Genomic DNA, 16,698 nt, shown 5'->3' on the forward strand with positions numbered 1-16,698 from the left:
CACGCAGCGCACCTCGCCGACGGCCACGCCCGCCTCCTCCGCGGCCTCGCGCCGCGCTGCGGCCTCCGCCGTCTCCCGCTGACCACCCGCCCGCCCCTGTGGAGCACCGCCCACTACCGTGACGGAAGCCATGCACGACACCCACGACCGTGACCACCGACAAGCCCACGCCTACGCCGGAAGGGCGTTCACCGACCGGCTGCCCGTGCACCCCACCATGCCGGAGCTGCTCGCCCACCGGGCCGAGCGCCACGGGTCGGCCCCCTACCTCACCTTCCACGACGCGGAGGGGACCGAGACCACCCTCACCTACGGCGACGCGCTCCGGCTCAGCCGCCGCCTGGCGGCGTGGGCCGGGCGCGAGCTCGACGCCCGCCCCGGGGACGTCTTCGCCCTCGCCCCGGTGAACGACCTGCCGTCGGTGACCGCCGTCTTCGCCCTGCTGCTCGCCGGCTGCTCCGTCCTGTCGCTGAACCCCGGCGATCCGGCCGAGCGCGTCATGCGGCAGGCGGACGCGTTGGGCGCCAAGGCACTGCTACGGGGCCCGGGCACCACCGCCGACACCGCGGTGTCCTGGACGGTCCTGCCCGACCCGTGGACGCTGCCCACCGACGACGACACCTGGGCCGGGCCCGCCCTCGACCCCGGGGCCGACGCCCTGTACTTCGGCACCTCCGGGTCGACCGCGGCTTCCAAACTGGTCGCGCAGTCGCACTACAACGGCGCCGTCAACGCCGCGGCGCTGCACCGGCACCATGGTCTCGGGCCAGGCGACCGGTTCCTGGGCTGCCTGCCCATTCACCACGTCAACGGGCTGCATTTCAGCATCTTCGGGGTGCTCGCCGCCGGAGCCCACGGCATCGTGCTCAGCGGGTTCGACCCCTTCCGGTACCCGGGCCTGCTGACGGCCCACCGGCCGCGGATCGCGAGCGTGGTCCCCAGCATCCTGGAGACGCTGCTGGAGACCTGGCGGGCCCCCGAGGTCCCACGGGAGTTCGACTACTTCGTGTCGGCCGCCGCGCCGCTGCCCCGATCCACGGCCCGGGCGGTGCACGACAAGTGGGGCGTGCGCGTCCTCCAGGGGTACGGGCTGACCGAGACGACCAACTTCTCCACCACCATGCCCCGCGGCCTGTCAGAAACCGCCTACCGCGCCCTGATGCTGGACTGCGACATCCCCTCGGTCGGCACCGCCCTGTACGGCAACGAGGTGGCCGTGCTCCGCGCCGACGGCCGGCGCGCCGAACCCGGCGAGCGCGGGGAGGTCTGCATGCGCGGGCACAACGTGATGTCGCGGTACCAGGGGAACGCGGAGGCGACCGCGGAGGCGTTCGCGGGCGGCTGGTTCCACTCCCAGGACCTGGGTCACGAGGTCGTCGACCCGGAGACGGGCCTGCGGTTCGTCGTCATCACCGGGCGCGCCAAGAACATCGCCAAGGTGCGCGGCGAGACGGTGTCACTGGAGGAGATGGAGCGCGCGCTCCGGTCCTTCCCGTCCGTGCGGGACGCCGCCTGCTCCACCGCGGCCGACCGCTTCCTGGGGGAGGTGGTGGTCGCGGCGGTGACCGCGCCGCGGGAGACGACCGACGCCATGCTGCTGGACCACCTCGGGCGGTTCTTCGACCCGGCGGTGCTCCCGGCCCGCTTCGTGCGGCTGCCCGCCGTCCCGAGGACCGCCACGGGCAAGGTCCTCCGGCCCAGGCTCAAGGAGCTCCTGCAATCGGCCGTCCAGGAGTCCGCGCCCGCCGTGGACCGGCGGTCGTGAGCGGGCAGCGGTCCTGGCGGCGGACGGCCGTGGTGACGGCCACCAAACGCGCTGTCCGCGGCACCTTCTCCGGGCTCCCGCCCGCGTTCTGGTGGCTGTGGGGAAGCACGCTGATCAACCGGCTCGGGGCGTTCGTCTCCACGTTCCTCGCGCTGTACCTCACCCTGCAGAAGGGGTACTCGGCGACCTACGCGGGCTTGGTGGTCGCGCTCTACGGGCTGGGGGGCGCCGCGGGGAACCTGGTGGCCGGAGTGCTCACGGACCGGCTGGGCCGCAGGCCCACCCTGCTGGTGTCCCAGACGGCCACCGCGGCCATGGTGGCGCTCCTCGGTTTCGCCTCCCACCCGGGCGTGATCGCGGTGCTCGCCGCGCTGGCCGGGATGGCGACCAGCGCCTCCCGCCCGGCGGTGCAGGCGATGATGACCGACATCGTGCCCGAGCGGCACCGGGTGCGCGCGTTCGCCCTCAACTACTGGGCGATCAATCTGGGCTTCGCCCTGTCGGCCTCCGTGGCGGGCCTCATCGCCCGCCACTCCTACCGGTGGCTGTTCCTGGGCGAGGCGCTGCTGACCCTGCTCTGCGCGGCCGTGGCCTACCTCCGGCTGCCGGAATCCCGGCCGGCACCGCGCAGCGCGCCGGAGGGGAGTGCGGAGGCGGGCCCGGAGGGTGCCACGTCGCTGTCGACCGTGCTGCGCGACGGCCGCTTCATGACGGTCGTGGGGCTGAACCTGCTGCTGGTGACGCTCTACCAGCAGGGACTGGTCGCCCTGCCGATGGCCATGGGAAAGGCCGGCTTCGACAGCGCCGACTTCGGCTTGGTGATCGCGGCGAACGGCATCCTCATCGTGGTGCTGCAGATGCCGGTGACGCGCCTGATCGAGCATCGCCCGCCCGGCCCGCTGCTGGTGGTGTCGGCCCTGCTGACGGGGGCGGGGTTCGGCCTCACGGCCCTCGCCGACTCCGTGCCCTTCTACGTGCTCACGGTCTGCGTCTGGACGCTCGGGGAAATCGTCAACTCCCCCACCCAGATGGCGCTGGTGGCGCGGCTCTCCCCCGCCGAGGGCCGGGGCCGCTACCAGGGCGTGTACACCCTCTCCTGGTCGGTCGCCGCGTTCGCCGCGCCGCTGCTGGGCGGGCTGGTCATCGACCGGCACGGGGCGGAGGTGCTGTGGCTGGGAAGCCTGGCGGTCGGCATCGTGGCCGCGGTCGGCTATGCCCGCGTGATGCGCGAGCAGCCGGAGGGCCGGGGCCAGGAGACCGCCGCCGCACCAGGGGCCGGTCGCTGAGTCGCAGGTGATGGCGGCACGACGGAGCTCCCCACCGCCAGGAGGCGGTGGGGAGCTCCAAGGGTTCGTGGGCCTGCGGCAGAGCGGGCTGCCGCGTCAGTCGATCTTCATGTAGAAGCGGTCGTTGGTCTCGGAAGGGCGGTCCAGGCCCTTGTCCCAGGCCAGCACCCGGTCATCGACGTAGTAATCGCGCAGCATCCCGCCCGCGACGCGGTTGTCCTTCGCCGGCACGGACTTCACCGAGAAGTCCCAGTCGGGGTTGCCGGCTCCTTCCAAGGTTGAGGCGAAGGGGTATTCGTCGCACTGTTCACCGGGGTTGGTTCCATTGGGCAGGCCGGTGTCCTGGTACAGGTCACGCTCCGGGCCGGTCTTGAAGCAGGCACCGTCCTTGTGATCCTTGTTGGCCTTGATCTCGTCCGGGTGCAGCTTCTTGGTGATGCGGTGCAGTCCTGGGGCGTCCGGGTTGTCCGGGTGGTACTTGCCGGGGATCTTCTTGTCCCTCGGCCACGGCTGCCCGGGAGGGGCCAGCAGCGGGTAGGTGGACCGCGGCTGGTTGAAGGCGATGTACAAGTGCTCGGCCACGGCGTGGTGGGTGGTACCGCGGGTATAGGTCAGGTGCGGGATGACCTCGCTGAAGATGCAGGCCTTTGGGTACTTGGCCTGGCCTTTGTTGAAGTAGGTCGCCGAGTCGCAGCGCACCAGTCGCGGCGGAGTTTCCGCCTTGTTCAGCGTGGTGTACTCCTCGTTGTCGGTGAACGCCTCGACGTACCACTGGTTGTAGGAGATCTTGTCGCGGCCTTCGCCGATCTGCTCCTGGTTGTAGATGTCCCAGTTCGCCCAGATCGGGTTGTTGTCCCACGTCGCCCAGGGCATCGTGTACGAACCGGGGCCGGCGCTGCAGACCTCCGAGCCCTGCGAGCACTGGCCCATCAGGCTCAGCGGCACGCCGGGGGCGACGAAGATGTTGTCGATCGGCCCCCAGTCGTAGTCCACCGAGTCCTCCTCGATCTGCGAGAAGATCCTCACCCGGCGGTCCTTGGCGTCGCCCTGTCCGAAGACCCTCCACACCGCGGAGGTGGTGCCTTCCTTCTCCACCGGGACGCCCTTGCTGTCGATCTCCCAGTACTCGACCTCCAGGTTCCACCGGGCGCAGTAGGTGAAGCGGTTGTGGATGTGGCCGATGCCCTTGCCGGCGGCGTCGCTGTCGAAGCACGCCTTCAGGCGCTCCTCGTGGGGCATCTCCCCGATCGGCACCCACCCTCGGTCGTGCTCGGGAGTCGGGATCGGGTCGGCAGCTGTCCGAGGTATCTGGGCCGTCCGCCGGGCGTTGTCGGCAGCCGCCCGCTTGGATGAGCGGTCCGCTTCCAGGACCGACAACGGCTTGGCCGCCTTCCCGGCCGGCCTGGCCGGTGCCGCGCTGTCGGGCTGCGCGGTGGGCGCGGGAACCGGCAGGCTCTTGTGTCCCTGTTCTCGGGCTTCGCGGCCCTTGGCGCGCAGGTCGGCCAGCTCCTGCTGGGAGATGCCGACCCTCATTCTGATCGTCCGGTCAGGTTCGGCGGCCGCGTCCTCAGCTCCGGCTGGAGCCGGCGCGGGGGCGGGCTGGGCGGTGGCCAACTGGGCCGGGAGCACGAACGCCCCCGCCGCCACAGTCGCGACCAGCGTTTTTATTCGCCACGTTCTGCTCAGTGACATGCGTTGGGAATCCCCCTTGATTCAGCCGGGCTCCGGCCGACAGCGGCCTCCGCCAGCTCAACACCCGGCGTGGGCAAACGCGTGCACCAGGTTTCAGGGGACTCTTCAGTGACACAAGGACGCTTCAAGCCGAACGGCACCAGCAGCAGCGGGTGAGGAGGCCTCTCGCAGCCGGCATCACTCGCCGGCTTTGCTCAGACCGCCGAGCCATGGACCGTCGAAGTCCTCTTCCTGCAGCTCCACGCCCGTCACCGCGCGCAACGCCAGCGCGACGCGGCCGGCGGCGTCCGCCGCGGCCACCTGGCCGGTCGGCTCGTCACCACGCGAGAAGCCCACGGACAGCAGGGCTTCGACCGTCTCCTCCGCGCCGGCCGCCTCGTAGGGCAGTCGCCCGCTGACGGCATCCAGCTCGCACACCACCTGCCCGTCGGCCGCCACGTGGACCATCAGCTGATTGGGGTCCTCGAACGCGGAAACAGCCATCTGCCCGCCCGCGGACAACGCCGCAAGCACCCCGCGATCCATCCCCACCCAGCCCAGGGTGCCCTCCAGCTCCACGACCAGCGACCAGCCACCCCGCAGCTCACGTCCCAGAAGGAGCACGTCCGGCTCCGTACGGTCCGCTTCCAGCCGCTCGGTCACCAGCTGCAGTCCGTCAGCGACCTCCGCCACTTCCCGTACGCCCATGCGCTCAAGAGCCTGCACTGGCGCACGGTGCGCAAGCGTCACGCACCAGCCCTCACCGAACAGTTCCAACAGATCCACCACCCGACATCTCCTTCCTCCGACCGAACGCGCCCCCACCCTCTCGGCCTCCGCCCACGCCGGCAAGCAAGCCCCACCCCGGCCGTCGTACTGGGGAGCAACACTCTGGCCGCCCGCGGCATTGACGGGGTGCGGCCGCAGCCTGCGCGGACCTGGTGGCCCACGTGCTCGACGCCCTGCGTGCCGGCTCAGGGGTTCTCCCCCGTCGGCGCTGCGCCTGTACGAGGACCTGGAGGACGGCGGTGCCGAACTGGCGGAGATCACAGGCGCGTTGGAGCGGAATGGCTTCACCATCGGCCGGCGACCGGCTGAGGACCACGACAACGTGGCGCTGCTCGCGGAGGGGCTGCATGGGGCTGGGTTCCGGGTACGGCCCCGGGAGACCAACATGGTCCCCGTGGACACGCCCGGCACCGAGGACGTCGTGGCGCGAGCGGCGCGGGGAGGAGTGCTGGTGACCGCGCCGGGCCCGGGCGTGGTCCGGCTGGTCACGCATCTGGATGTCGGACGACAGGCGTGCCTGCGCGCCGTGGAGGTCCTGACGGCCGTCATCGGTGGAGGCCGTCGCAGGGCGAGCGGGACCGCGGCCGGGGAGCACACTCAGAGCACTGGAAAGGGGGCGAAGTAGCGCTATGACTCTGGAAGTTCTGCCGGCGACTGCCGAGCGTTGGGACGACCTGCGGGCGGTTCTGCAGCCCAAGAAGAGCGCGCACACATGCTGGTGCATGGCCTGGCGGCTGTCCACCGGCGACTACGGGCGGATGACCGCCGACGAGCGGGGCGAGCACATGCGCTCCCTCGTCGAGGCGGCCGACCCCCCGCCGGGGGTGCTGGGCTACCTCGACGGCGAGGTGGCCGGCTGGTGCAACGTGGCGCCGCGCAAGCATCTGGACCGCCTCACGTCGTCGAAGACGATCACGCCGGTCGACGACGCGCCGGTGTGGTCGGTGACCTGCTTCGTCGTACGCAAGGACTTCCGCGGCAAGGGGGTGGCCTCGGGCCTCCTTGAGGGCGCGGTGGCCCATGCCAGGGCCCACGGCGCTCCGGCGGTGGGTGGAGGGTTATCCCGTGGACCCGGAGGGCGGAAAGGTGAACCCGACGCTGGCGTACGTGGGCACGATGGAGATGTTCGAACGGGCGGGCTTCCGCCGGGTGCGCAGGACGGAGGCGAAGAGCGACAAGCGCTATCGCTGGGTGATGCGACGCGACCTGGACTGACGGTTCGCGTCGGCGGACGCGCAGGCGGTGAGAGAGGCGCTCGGCCGGGGTTACCCAGCCGAGCCCCCTGCGCTGTCGACGCTGTGGTTGGCACGGCGACCGGGGCCGGCCGCCCCAGGAGCACCCGGCGCTGCGGAACCGGGCGGATGCGCCGAGGCCCCGGAGGGCGGGCTCGCGCGGACATACCGTCAGGGCATGCGGGACGCCGTGTCCCACAGGTGCGCGGGGCGGCCGCAGCGCAGGGCCTCCCAGGCGGCGCGGCGGTAGCAGCCGGCGACCAGGCCGTCCCGGACCAGTCCCGACGCGCCGTGCAGGTGGACCGCGTCGCGGGTCACGTCCAGGGCCGTCTCGGCCGTCAGGGCGATGAGACCCGCGGCCTCGCCGGGGGTGAGACGGTCCTCGTCGAGGTTCTTGGCCGCATCCCCCACCGCCCAGCGGACGGCGTCGAGACGAGCCAGCAGCCCGGCCGCCCGAAGGCGCGGCCCCTGGTGCTTGACCAGCGCCTGGCCGAACTGACGACGGCTCCTGATCCGGGCCACCACGGCGGTCAGCGCCACGGCGGTGATGCCGGCGAGCAGCGACGCCTGGTGCACGGCCGCCCGCAGCCCCACCCGGGCCAGTGCCTGTTCGGCGGCGAGCCCGCGCAGCAGCACGGCCTCGGCGGGAACGCGGGCCTCGTCGAAGACCGCACTGGAGACCGCTCCCCCGCCGTGGTCGCGCAGCGCCCGCACCTCGACGCCCCTGACGGGCAGTTTCACGAGGGCCACGCACGGCCCCCGGGTCCGTCGGGGAGGGCGAGCAAGGTATCGGTCAGCGGCAGCGTCGCGTTCCCCGCCTCCTCGCAGACCATGGCGATGACGGCCTGCCCGAGGTCCAGCCTGTCCCGGTCGATGGGCAGGGCGAACTCCCAGGCGCCGACCATGTGCCCTGTGTGCGGTGCCTCGGTTCACCGGCCGATCGACGCGCACGACCATGGAACTCGCCGCTCATCATGAGGGTCATGAGGATTCGCGACCTGTGCCTCGCCGCGCTGGCGATGACGTGGCGAGGCGATGGCCTTCACCGGTCGCGTCCGCGAAAACCTAGGCCACGGACGTGGCGCCGACAGAGCGCCCCCGACGCCCCTGCCGCCCTCGGACTCCCCCGTCCTGCCGGCCCGCTGCCGGTGGGACGGAACACTCTGCACCTGCGGGACGAGGCGCGAGCCGACCCGTGGGTTCCCAAGCGGCGGCGCGAGCTGATGGTGTCGCTGTGGTACCCCGCACAGCCGCGGGACACGGTGGGCGGCAAGCCCGCCCCATTTATGGCGGAGCAGGAGCCCGCGGCGCTGCTGGAGCTGCTGGAAGCGGACGACGTTCCACGGGACACGCTGGCGCAGGTCCGTACCCACTCCACGGCCGACGCTCGGCCGCTGAAGCGGCGATCGCCGCTGGTGGTGGTCTCACCCGGGTTCCAGGTGCCCCGCGCCACGCTGTCGTCGCTGGCGGAGGACCTGGCGAGCCACGGCTACGTGGTCGCGGGATTCGGCCACAACTACGAAGCCGTCTGCACCACGTTCCCCGACTGCCACACCACGCCGTGCGCCGCCTGCACGCCGCCCTACGACCAGGCCAACCTCGCCAGGATCGCCGAGGGTCGCGCCGCCGATGTGGAGTTCGTGCTCGACCAGCTGACCGGGCCGCACCCTGCCTGGGGCGGCGGCGAGCTGATCAACTCCGGCCGCATCGCGATGGTCGGCCATTCGGCCGGCGGATACAGCACGATTCCGGCTATGCGCGCCGGCCGCAGGATCGACGCGGGCCTGACCATGGACGGCTTGGCCGAGGTCTCCACCCCGGGAACGACTGGCTGTTCCTCATGCACTCCCGAACACCAGCCGAACGGCCAGGGCGAGGCGGCCCCGCAGTGGGACCGCACCTGGTCCGCGCTCTCCGGCTGAAAGCGCTGGTTCACCCTCGACGGCAGCTACTCATTCACCGACCTGCTGATGCTGATCGAACAGGCCGGGGCGGGAGCGAACACCAAGCTGTCAGGGGCTCGGGGCGTACAGATCACTCGCGCCTATGTGGGCGCGTCCGTGGACCGGCACCTGCGCGACCAACGGGAATCCCTGCTGAACGGCTCCTCGGCCCGCTATCCCGAGGTACGGCACTGGGCCACCCCCTGCTCACGGCGAAAGGACCTCGGCGATCACGATCTCGCCCGGCCCTGGGGCGCCGCAGGAGTACGGTCTGCCCTGTGCACGCGATCACCATCGTGGGGCACCGCATGTTTCGCGGGTACGTTCGGAGGCGGTCTCGGCGGCGTCGGTTAACGCGGTGGCCCGGTCGGCGAACTCGCCGCCCGCCACGTCCGCAACTACGTTCGACTCACTCCAGGTCGTGGAACGATTCGAGCCTCGACCCCTTCCGTGCGGAATACACACCGGCGGTTCGGCAAGCGCCTGTCACAGCGCGTGAAACCGAGTATTGGCGAGGCCCACGGCACGGCAAGTCCCAGCCAGATTGCTCTATGCATCATGTTCTAACAGATGAGTTGATCTTAGGTTCTGTATCCGTTCGTCACGTGACCTTCGGAATGACGGAGCAACTAGCGGGAGCACCCTGTTCGGCCGGGACCACCGCAGCGACCACTGCGATTTGACGCGCACTTTTTCCTGTCCAGTTGACCGTTACGTACGGTCGCTTCCTCCACGCTGTGTCATCCCTGTCGTCCGCGTATGGGTCTGCCGTGCACTTTCGTCCTGGAGGACTGCCATGGAAGGGCTGCTAGAGCGAGAAGAGGCGGCAATTCCGCTTTCGGCATTTGGGCTTCCTGAAGCCCACAGGCGGCCGTGGCGGTGGAGAAGGACTAGGCCGGCGGCGGGCGGATTCCGGGGCATCGGACGTGGCGATCTGGTCGCCGTGTCTTCGCGACGCTGCTGCGCCGCCCGCCCCGGCTGGAGCTCGCGGCGCTCCCGGCCGAACTGACCTGGATCGCGGACAGTTCCATAAGCCGGGGGCTGAAGCGACTGCCCGCCCGGATCACCAGGAAGCTGCCGCGCGCCGTCCCCCACTGCCTTCCGCACCAGACACGCTGACCGCGCCGCCCCGCCCCTCGCCCAAGGCGACTACGCAGAGCAGGAGCTACGACACCATGACCATCACCTCCCCCGTGACGCTGATAACCGGCGGTTCCAGCGGCATCGGCGCGGCTACCGCACGGCGGCTGCTGGCCGACGGTCACCGCGTCGCGGTCACCGGACGCGCCGCCGAGCGGCTGGAGAAGTTCGCCCAGGAGACCGGCGCCACGCCGGACACCCTTGTGACCCTCCCCGGCGACGCCGCCGACCACCAGGCGGTCGCCGCCGCCGTGAGCACCACCGTGGAGACCTTCGGCCGGCTGGACACCGTGGTCGCCAACGCCGGGTACGCCACCCATGACTCCCTCGCCGACGGCGACCCGGCCCAGTGGCGCGACATGGTCCTCACCAATGTGCTGGGCCCCGCGTTGCTGATCCACTACGCGCTGCCGGCGCTGAAGAAGTCACGCGGCCGCATCGTGCTGATCGGCAGCGTCGCCGGCGTCGTCTACACCCCAGGCAACATCTACGGCGCCACCAAGCGGGCGGTGACCGGTCTGGCCGAGAACACCCGGCGCATGGTCACCGGCGACGGTGTCGGCGTCACCCTGGTCGCCTCGGGCCGGGTCGAGACCGCCTTCTGGGACGCCGCCGGCGGCGCGCCCGAGGACCTCAACCTGACGGCCGACCAGATCGCCGACTCGGTGGTCTGGGCCATCCGCCAGCCGACCGAAGTGGACGTCAACACCGTCGTGATCCGACCCGTCGGCCAGACCGTCTGACCGGCCGCTCCCCGGGGCGGCCGGCCACAACCCCGCCGAAACCTCGCTTCGCAGACCCCAGGAGAAGGACGGGCCGCGCCGCGGGCCGAACTGGCCCAGTTGGGGGGCGAGGTGCTCTGCACCGGCCCGGTCGGCACCGACGCCGACTTCACCGAGCTGGGCGGCACCTCCCTGCAGGCGGCCCGCATCGTCCACCCGTGTCGGCATCGCCGCCCGTGTCCGCCGCCGCCTGGGCATCGCGCTGACCGCGGCCGAGCTGTTCGACTGCGGTACCCTCGCCGCCCTGGCCCGCCTGCTCGCCGACCGCCCGCTGGAGGCGGCCGCGGGCCTGCCCGGTGGAGTCCGCCCCGCCCGGCGAACCGCTCCTGGCCCCGGGCCAGCGCCGCCTGTGGCTCCTGGACCACCTCAGCCCGGCCGCCGGTACGGCGTACAACATGTCCGCCCTGACCCGCCTGCGCGGCCCCCTCGACCCGACAGCCCTCCAGGCCGCATGGGACGACGTGGCGGACCGGCACGAGCGGCTGCGCGCGCCACCTTCACCATTGAGGGCGGCGAGCCGCGCCCGGGTGACGACCACCCGGCCGGCCCTGGCCGTCACCGACCTGAGCGCCGCGCTGTCGCGCACAGATGTTCCTCAACAGCGACAATTCATGGCTCGGGTCCAAGCACGCGACAGGCTATGAGAAATAGATGACCTGGACGCTCTCCGCTGTGGGCGAGAAGCCCAATGCTTGATACAGCGAGTTGCTGGCGGGGTTAGCGGCATCGGTGAAGAGTACGACCGTGTCCACCCCCGCGCCCAGGGCATATTGCACCGCAGCCGTAACCGCCGCGCCGCCGAAGCCGTGCTTCCGGCTCTCTGGCGGAGTGTAGACCGGCGTAATACGGACGCATCCACCTGCTGGAACGGAAGCACCGGCCAACGAAACCGGCCGTCCGTCAACGTCCCACAGGAACAGGCCTCCGCGTGCGATCCGATCGCTGACTGTCGCGCCAATATTTCCTGATGCCGTACCGGTCTCCTCGGCGAAGCACCGGAACCAGTCGACCAGCAAGTCCCGGTCAGCGACGGTGGCAGAACGCCCGCTGCCAGCGGGCGGATGCTGAGGTCGGATGAGGCGGTCAAGCTGGTGCAGTTTCTGCTGCATCTCGCTGACCCTCGATGCGCCGGTCAGTTGTTCCCACGTGGATGTGAACTCCTCAACCGCGGGACGTGGGCCTTGGACTGAGGCAACTGAGTTCCCGGCTCCAGCAAGCAGAACAGCGAGCTGACGAGCAATACCCAACGGCATGGTTCCCAGGAGGAGTGAATCGCCTGAGGCATAGCAAAAGCTTCCCGCTACGGGCCCACCCTCGGTAGACCACCACCCAGCTGTCCGCGGCGGGCGGTTGGTCGGTGGCATGTTCATGAATCGTTCAACGACACTCAGCAGCATCGTATGTCCGCCTGGATCCGCCATCCACAACTTCCTGGCGCAACGGTCGACGTCTGCGGGGTTATCGGTGATGGTCCAGGGCAAAGGCGCTCCTCGAAGATTTCAGCCCAAGTGATCAGACAACGAATCGGCAGCCTGCTGGCTAGGGCCTGCCCGGCGGATCATGTGACTGTATGGCCCTGGGTCGTCGTTCTGCTCGTGGGGCGGGGCGATCTGACGAACGACGAGTGGGTTCCACTTCGTGCCGGGCTCATCAGCATGCCGCCGGGGCACCGCGCAGGGCGCTGCGGATCCCGAAGAAGCGGTTGCTTCCTCGTCAGCACCGGCCCGATGAGGGACTCTGCCGTTCCGCCGGGGGGGCCTCACCTGCAAGATCCACCTCGCCGGGGAGGGCGGCCGCCGGCCACTGGCCCTGCTGATCACTCCTGGTCAATGGGGCGACGGCCCCCAGCTCGTCCCGGTGCTGGAACGCATCCAGGTCAAGCGCCCTGGCAGCGGGCGTCCCCGGATGCGACCGGACCACCTCGGCGGTGACAAGGCATACAGTTCCCGCCGCAGTCGCCGCTATCTGCGCAGACGTCAGATCAAGCACACCATTCCCGGGCCGAAGAGCCAGCGAGCCAACCGGGAAGCCCGCAGCAGCAAGGGTGGCCGACCCACCGGCTTTGACATGCCGCTCCACAAGCGCAAGAACGAAGTGGAGCGGGCCATCAGTGCCCTGAAGAAATTCCGGGCTGTGGCCACGAGGTTCGATAAGCGCGCCTACATGTTCCACGGCACTGTCCTCGTCGCCTCGATCCGACTCTGGCTCCGCTCGTGATCCGCGAATGACTAGTCGTCCGAGCCGGTGGTCGAAGGCGGCACCTCGACAACGAAAAACAGGAAGCAGGGTTTGACCGAAAGGTCGTGGAAGCTATCGGGGAAGAGTTCACGGGCGGCCGGGTCGGGCTGCGGCTCGCTGATGTTGGAAAGGCGGAAGCCAGCGGTGGTGAAGGCATCGGTCATCGCGTGCAACGACTTGCGCCAGAACTTCATCGGGACGGTCTGCCCGCCGAACGTCCAGTCGAAGGTATAGCTGGTGGTCGCGAAGTAGTCGGGCCGAGGTTCCTGGATCGTGTAAGCCACAAGCGGGTGGTCCACCGACGCGATCAGCCGCCCGCCGGGCCTGAGCACACGCCGCGACTCCGCCAGTGTCGGCCGCCAGTCCTCCAGGTAGTGCAGGACCAGCGAAGAGACCACGACGTCGAACGTGCCATCGTCGAACGGCAGGTGGTCACGAAGATCGACCTGGTGCACGTCCGCGTCGTCGCCGAGCCGTCGCTTGGCCAGTGACAGCATCCTGGCGCTGGTGTCGATGCCGGTGACGACGGCGCCGCGGTCGCGCAGTGCTGCGGACAGGGGGCCGGAGCCGCAGCCGGCGTCAAGAATCCGGCGGCCGGCCACGTCTCCGGCGAGGTCCAGCATCGCGGGCCGCGCGTAGTACGCATTCACGAGGCTGCACTCAGTCTCCGCCGAGTACGCCTCAGCGAAACTGTCGTAGTCATTCACCTGGGCCAGATCCGCAGACCGGGTGAAACGCTCGGATACATCGGTTAAGCGATCCATCGTCGCAGCCTAGTAGTCACAAGATGCGCCGGACAGGCCCTAGCGATGCGATCAGTCTCGCGGAATCATCACTTGCGTGTAACCGCCGGCTCAAGTCGATCACGCAGCCGCGAACGGGCGTTGCGCGGAGCAGCACGGCATCCCCACCAAGTTGGGCATGCGCGGCGTGCAGCAACCGCATGACGTGTCGCGCGGGGCCGGCGCGGCCCATGAGGACCCTCCAGCCGCAGCCGGCGCGCTCCCACCCCGGCGAGTGAGGCGCCCCTGCCGCAGGTGCGGCCCGCTGGCTATCCGGCGGTGCCCGGTCGCCACAAGACGACCGGCTGACCGTCAACCGCGCTGCCGCGTTGCGCCTCCAGCGCGCTGATCGACTTCGGGGAGATCAGAGGCGAGTTCACGCCTGCGCTCGACGCAAAGACCAGCAGAACGGCTGCGGCCGCACCGGAGACCCCGCTGGCGACCAGCCCGGCCGCAAGGACTGAGCCGCAGAGCACCAGCAGCATCGACAATACCCATGCGCGCAGCATGGAGATCAAGGCTACCGCCGAGTCGAATCCGCCCGAGATGCAGCCGAGCGCAGGTCCTACCGGTGCCTTGCACTCGATACCACCGCCCGGCCCCGTGCCGCCCACCCGACCCCGCAAGGGGTATGACGACAAAACCGATTGCCGAGGCGCGGGGCAGCCCGCACAATCTCCGTCGTGATGCTCCCGTCGTGACCGCCATCGTCCGGACTTCGCCCCGCGTATCGGAGGTCACCGACTTGCATCACGTCATACGTGAATACCGCCCTGATGACGAGACTGCATGGCTGCGCTGCCGGGTGCTCGCCTTCTTGAACACCTCATACTTCGACGACGTCCTGACGGCCAAGCCTGAGGTGCTCGCCCCCGGCTTCGCACTTGTCGCCGTCGCCGAACAGGAAGCCATCGCAGGGATCATTGACGTCAGCGTTGACGAGAACTTGGCGACCGTCGACACCATCGGCGTCCACCCCGACCATCAGCACCAAGGCCTCGGTCGCGCCCTTCTCGCCGAGGCACGCGCCCGTGTCAGCGCGCTGGGTGTGCCTACGCTGGACGCCTGGACAAGGGACGATCCCGCGACGCTGCGCTGGTATCGGGCGATGGGCTTCACCGAAAGCCATCACTACCTACATGTCTACGCCAACTATTACGCCGACGTCGGCGAGCCAGGCCGGGCTGTCAGGGGGCGCCGAGCGGGACTGAGGCCGATGGCCGCCTTCCTCCACGCCAGTCTGGAAGACGAAGAGCTCATGCGTGAGCAGTTCTCCCGCGTGCACGTCTGCCGCCGCTTTTCAAGGAACGTCCGTTGAACACGAGCGTCATCATTGCTAATCAGTCGACGGCGAGACCTGACTCACAGTGCCCCTGGAGCCGATAATTCCGACAAGCTGGACGGCAAGGCGACTTTCGACGGGAGGCCCGTCTCCACAGCCGGCGAGACCATGACGAGTGTCTGGCCAAGGCGCGGAAACCTCGCGCGAAGCGGGCGCGCACGCACGGGCCCTCGCCTTCAGTCGGGGCGGCCGACCTCGACCTGGAGGACGAACTTGCCTTCCTGAGTCCGGGTTCGGACGTCGACCAGCGCGGGTTCGGCGTACCCGGCCACGACGGTGACGGGCCACTGGCAGCCGTTTGCCTCGGTCATGCACGTGGTGGCCACGGCAGGCATCCCGAATGATTCAACGCCTGGCCTCTCCGCGATCCACCTCCTCACCGCTTGCCTGTGGGCGTTGTCCTCGTCGGTGCTTCTGCCGTCGGAGGGTCCTCCCACGTAGGTCACTCGCGCCCGGTCGCCGTCGGTACGGGCCCGGGACTTCACGGTGAAGCCTCGCGGACTGCCCATGCCCTTGGCTGCCTGAAGATTGTCCTGGTAAGTGGCATTACCCCTGTCCCAGGCCCCCGTCGCGTACAGCCCGTACCCGGTCGACGACGCCACAAGGGCCAGCACTGCCGCGCTGATCAACGCGGCCCGACGAGATATCCGTCGGCGGGGCGCGGCAGGCGGCCCCGCAGGGCCCGCGGGCCAAGGCGCCGGCGCCGCGGCGGGCGCGGGCTGCGCGGGCTGCGCGGGCTGCGCGGGCTGCGCGCCGGCCAACCGGTCCAGCTGGGCCTGCAGTTGCGCCACCGTCCAGCGCGTGGCCGGCTCCTTGCTGAGCAGGTTCTCCAGCGTGGGGGTGAGAGGCCCAGCCCGCACGACAGGGGCCGGGTCCTCCGTCGCCACGGCGACCAGCACGGCACTGGGGGACGACCCCGTGAAGGGAGGGTGCCCCTCCACGGCGGTGTAGAGCGTGGCCCCCAGCGACCAGAGGTCGGACTCAGCAGTGGCCGGAAGCCCCCGTACCTGCTCCGGTGCCATGAACGCGGGCGTCCCCATGATCATGCCGGTGGCCGTGAGGGTGGCATCGCCCTCCAGGGCTGCGATCCCGAAGTCGGTCAGGATGGCCCGCCCGTCCTCAAGGAGGATGTTGGCGGGCTTGATGTCCCGATGGGTGATCCCCATCCGGTGCGCGGCGCTCAGCGCGGCGGCCACCTGTCGCCCGATGTCCGCGACGTGCTGCGGGGACAAGGAGCCCCGCTCCCGCAGCAGGTCGTCCAGGGACCCGCCGGTCACCAGCTCCATGACGATCCAGGGCCGTCCGTCCGCACCGGCGATGCGGTCGTGGACGGTCACGATCCCCGGGTGCTTGAGCCGCGCGGCGGCCCGCGCCTCCCGGTCCAGCCGAGCGATCCAGTTGGCGCGTTCCGCGGCGCTCAGATGCTCGGGGAGCCGCAGCTCTTTCACGGCCACGTCCCTGCCCAGCTGCTCGTCGTACGCACGCCATACCGCGCCCATGCCGCCTTGGCCGAGCAGATGGGTCAACCGGTATCTCTGCGCGAGGAGCTGCTCGGAATCGTCGTCCACGGACGGAATATAGCCCGGCCGGCCTTGCGGGGCAGGCTGCCGACCTCTACCGGGCCCGTGGGCCATCCGGCGGCAACACCCGGCCGCGAAGCGGACAGCAGCCGGTCCTCCAGGTGCTCGGGAAGGCCATGATGGAGGTGGCGTCCGCGGGGAGGGGGAA

Annotated in this window: 17 protein-coding genes and 3 pseudogenes; 11 read left to right on the forward strand and 9 right to left on the reverse strand. The window is 70.2% G+C overall.

Annotated features, from left to right (window positions below; translation table 11 throughout):
• Positions 1 to 132: NUDIX domain-containing protein (locus ACSNOD_RS03060; protein ID WP_436765186.1), on the reverse strand; the 132-nt coding region annotated here is incomplete at its 3' end.
• Between ACSNOD_RS03060 and ACSNOD_RS03065 the strand changes: the two genes are divergently transcribed.
• Both ACSNOD_RS03065 and ACSNOD_RS03070 read left to right on the forward strand, forming a co-directional pair.
• Positions 131 to 1,765 carry a class I adenylate-forming enzyme family protein gene (locus ACSNOD_RS03065; protein ID WP_436765139.1) on the forward strand — a complete coding sequence of 545 codons (1,635 nt, stop codon included), beginning with the start codon at positions 131 to 133 and terminating at the stop codon, positions 1,763 to 1,765. The two genes, ACSNOD_RS03060 and ACSNOD_RS03065, sit on opposite strands and share 2 nt — an antisense overlap.
• On the forward strand, positions 1,762 to 3,051 hold the full coding sequence (locus tag ACSNOD_RS03070) for an MDR family MFS transporter (RefSeq protein WP_436765140.1): 1,290 nt from the start codon (positions 1,762 to 1,764) through the stop codon (positions 3,049 to 3,051). Before ACSNOD_RS03065 ends, ACSNOD_RS03070 begins: the two co-directional genes overlap by 4 nt.
• A 96-nt stretch (positions 3,052 to 3,147) precedes the next feature.
• Here ACSNOD_RS03070 and ACSNOD_RS03075 read toward each other — a convergent pair whose 3' ends face one another.
• Together ACSNOD_RS03075 and ACSNOD_RS03080 are read right to left on the reverse strand one after the other, a co-directional pair.
• Entirely contained in the window at positions 3,148 to 4,743 is a 1,596-nt protein-coding gene (locus ACSNOD_RS03075) for a NucA/NucB deoxyribonuclease domain-containing protein (protein WP_436765141.1), read from the reverse strand.
• A gap of 177 nt (positions 4,744 to 4,920) precedes the next feature.
• Positions 4,921 to 5,511, reverse strand: a complete 591-nt coding sequence (locus tag ACSNOD_RS03080; protein WP_436765142.1) for a DUF6461 domain-containing protein — start codon at positions 5,509 to 5,511, stop codon at positions 4,921 to 4,923.
• Between the two features lie 268 nt (positions 5,512 to 5,779).
• Between ACSNOD_RS03080 and ACSNOD_RS03085 the strand changes: the two genes are divergently transcribed.
• The 3 genes and pseudogenes from ACSNOD_RS03085 (at position 5,780) to ACSNOD_RS03095 (ending at position 6,726) form a co-directional block, all read left to right on the forward strand.
• Entirely contained in the window at positions 5,780 to 6,136 is a 357-nt protein-coding gene (locus tag ACSNOD_RS03085; RefSeq protein WP_436765143.1) for a hypothetical protein, read from the forward strand.
• 160 nt (positions 6,137 to 6,296) lie between these two features.
• Positions 6,297 to 6,494: pseudogene (locus ACSNOD_RS03090) on the forward strand (hypothetical protein); the annotation flags it as partial.
• Between the two features lie 37 nt (positions 6,495 to 6,531).
• On the forward strand, positions 6,532 to 6,726 hold the full coding sequence (locus ACSNOD_RS03095) for a hypothetical protein (RefSeq protein WP_436765144.1): 195 nt from the start codon (positions 6,532 to 6,534) through the stop codon (positions 6,724 to 6,726).
• Between the two features lie 188 nt (positions 6,727 to 6,914).
• Here the strand turns inward: ACSNOD_RS03095 and ACSNOD_RS03100 are convergent, their stop codons facing one another.
• Together ACSNOD_RS03100 and ACSNOD_RS03105 are read right to left on the reverse strand one after the other, a co-directional pair.
• Positions 6,915 to 7,493 carry an acyl-CoA dehydrogenase family protein gene (locus ACSNOD_RS03100; protein WP_436765145.1) on the reverse strand — a complete coding sequence of 193 codons (579 nt, stop codon included), beginning with the start codon at positions 7,491 to 7,493 and terminating at the stop codon, positions 6,915 to 6,917.
• On the reverse strand, positions 7,481 to 7,648 hold the full coding sequence (locus tag ACSNOD_RS03105; RefSeq protein ID WP_436765146.1) for a hypothetical protein: 168 nt from the start codon (positions 7,646 to 7,648) through the stop codon (positions 7,481 to 7,483). The genes ACSNOD_RS03100 and ACSNOD_RS03105 overlap by 13 nt, the downstream gene beginning before the upstream one ends.
• 114 nt (positions 7,649 to 7,762) lie before the next feature.
• On the opposite strand from ACSNOD_RS03105, the gene ACSNOD_RS03110 reads away from it, so the two are divergent.
• The 4 genes and pseudogenes from ACSNOD_RS03110 (at position 7,763) to ACSNOD_RS03125 (ending at position 11,252) form a co-directional block, all read left to right on the forward strand.
• Positions 7,763 to 8,665 carry an alpha/beta hydrolase family protein gene (locus ACSNOD_RS03110; protein WP_436765187.1) on the forward strand — a complete coding sequence of 301 codons (903 nt, stop codon included), beginning with the start codon at positions 7,763 to 7,765 and terminating at the stop codon, positions 8,663 to 8,665.
• Between the two features lie 1,196 nt (positions 8,666 to 9,861).
• On the forward strand, positions 9,862 to 10,569 hold the full coding sequence (locus ACSNOD_RS03115) for an SDR family oxidoreductase (RefSeq protein WP_436765147.1): 708 nt from the start codon (positions 9,862 to 9,864) through the stop codon (positions 10,567 to 10,569).
• A 205-nt stretch (positions 10,570 to 10,774) separates the two neighbouring features.
• Positions 10,775 to 10,855, forward strand: a pseudogene (locus ACSNOD_RS03120) (phosphopantetheine-binding protein); the annotation flags it as partial.
• A gap of 49 nt (positions 10,856 to 10,904) precedes the next feature.
• The gene (locus ACSNOD_RS03125) at positions 10,905 to 11,252 is read left to right on the forward strand and encodes a condensation domain-containing protein (protein WP_436765148.1); all 348 of its coding nucleotides are present in this window, start codon (positions 10,905 to 10,907) and stop codon (positions 11,250 to 11,252) included.
• Here ACSNOD_RS03125 and ACSNOD_RS03130 read toward each other — a convergent pair.
• A complete protein-coding gene (locus ACSNOD_RS03130) occupies positions 11,247 to 11,717 on the reverse strand; it encodes a GNAT family N-acetyltransferase (protein ID WP_436765149.1) in 471 nt (156 codons plus the stop codon). The genes ACSNOD_RS03125 and ACSNOD_RS03130 overlap by 6 nt on opposite strands.
• Positions 11,718 to 12,232: 515 nt before the next feature.
• Between ACSNOD_RS03130 and ACSNOD_RS03135 the strand changes: the two are divergent.
• Positions 12,233 to 12,825, forward strand: a pseudogene (locus ACSNOD_RS03135) (IS5 family transposase); the annotation flags it as partial.
• Positions 12,826 to 12,836: 11 nt separating this feature from the next.
• Here the strand turns inward: ACSNOD_RS03135 and ACSNOD_RS03140 are convergent.
• Positions 12,837 to 13,610, reverse strand: a complete 774-nt coding sequence (locus tag ACSNOD_RS03140) for a class I SAM-dependent methyltransferase (protein WP_436765150.1) — start codon at positions 13,608 to 13,610, stop codon at positions 12,837 to 12,839.
• 287 nt (positions 13,611 to 13,897) lie between these two features.
• Positions 13,898 to 14,137 (reverse strand): hypothetical protein, encoded by a 240-nt coding sequence (locus ACSNOD_RS03145; protein WP_436765151.1) that lies wholly within the window; start codon positions 14,135 to 14,137, stop codon positions 13,898 to 13,900.
• A gap of 188 nt (positions 14,138 to 14,325) precedes the next feature.
• Here ACSNOD_RS03145 and ACSNOD_RS03150 point away from each other — a divergent pair, with 188 nt between their 5' ends.
• On the forward strand, positions 14,326 to 14,946 hold the full coding sequence (locus ACSNOD_RS03150; protein ID WP_436765152.1) for a GNAT family N-acetyltransferase: 621 nt from the start codon (positions 14,326 to 14,328) through the stop codon (positions 14,944 to 14,946).
• Between the two features lie 200 nt (positions 14,947 to 15,146).
• On the opposite strand, the gene ACSNOD_RS03155 is transcribed toward ACSNOD_RS03150, so the two are convergent.
• Positions 15,147 to 16,538, reverse strand: coding sequence for a serine/threonine-protein kinase (locus ACSNOD_RS03155; RefSeq protein ID WP_436765153.1), 1,392 nt, complete (start codon positions 16,536 to 16,538; stop codon positions 15,147 to 15,149).
• Between the last annotated feature and the right edge of the window lie 160 nt (positions 16,539 to 16,698).

Origin of the sequence: Streptomyces sp. URMC 123, from assembly GCF_051386515.1 — a bacterium.
In the GTDB taxonomy this organism is placed as follows: domain Bacteria; phylum Actinomycetota; class Actinomycetes; order Streptomycetales; family Streptomycetaceae; genus Streptomyces.

Coding starts and splice junctions, on each gene's coding strand:
- ACSNOD_RS03095 (WP_436765144.1), top strand. CDS start 6,532: ATGCCAGGGCCCACGGCGCTCCGGCGGTGGGTGGAGGGTTATCCCGTG.
- ACSNOD_RS03145 (WP_436765151.1), bottom strand. CDS start 14,137: ATGCTGCGCGCATGGGTATTGTCGATGCTGCTGGTGCTCTGCGGCTCA.
- ACSNOD_RS03110 (WP_436765187.1), top strand. CDS start 7,763: ATGACGTGGCGAGGCGATGGCCTTCACCGGTCGCGTCCGCGAAAACCT.
- ACSNOD_RS03105 (WP_436765146.1), bottom strand. CDS start 7,648: ATGGTCGGCGCCTGGGAGTTCGCCCTGCCCATCGACCGGGACAGGCTG.
- ACSNOD_RS03115 (WP_436765147.1), top strand. CDS start 9,862: ATGACCATCACCTCCCCCGTGACGCTGATAACCGGCGGTTCCAGCGGC.
- ACSNOD_RS03075 (WP_436765141.1), bottom strand. CDS start 4,743: ATGTCACTGAGCAGAACGTGGCGAATAAAAACGCTGGTCGCGACTGTG.
- ACSNOD_RS03140 (WP_436765150.1), bottom strand. CDS start 13,610: ATGGATCGCTTAACCGATGTATCCGAGCGTTTCACCCGGTCTGCGGAT.
- ACSNOD_RS03130 (WP_436765149.1), bottom strand. CDS start 11,717: ATGCAGCAGAAACTGCACCAGCTTGACCGCCTCATCCGACCTCAGCAT.
- ACSNOD_RS03065 (WP_436765139.1), top strand. CDS start 131: ATGCACGACACCCACGACCGTGACCACCGACAAGCCCACGCCTACGCC.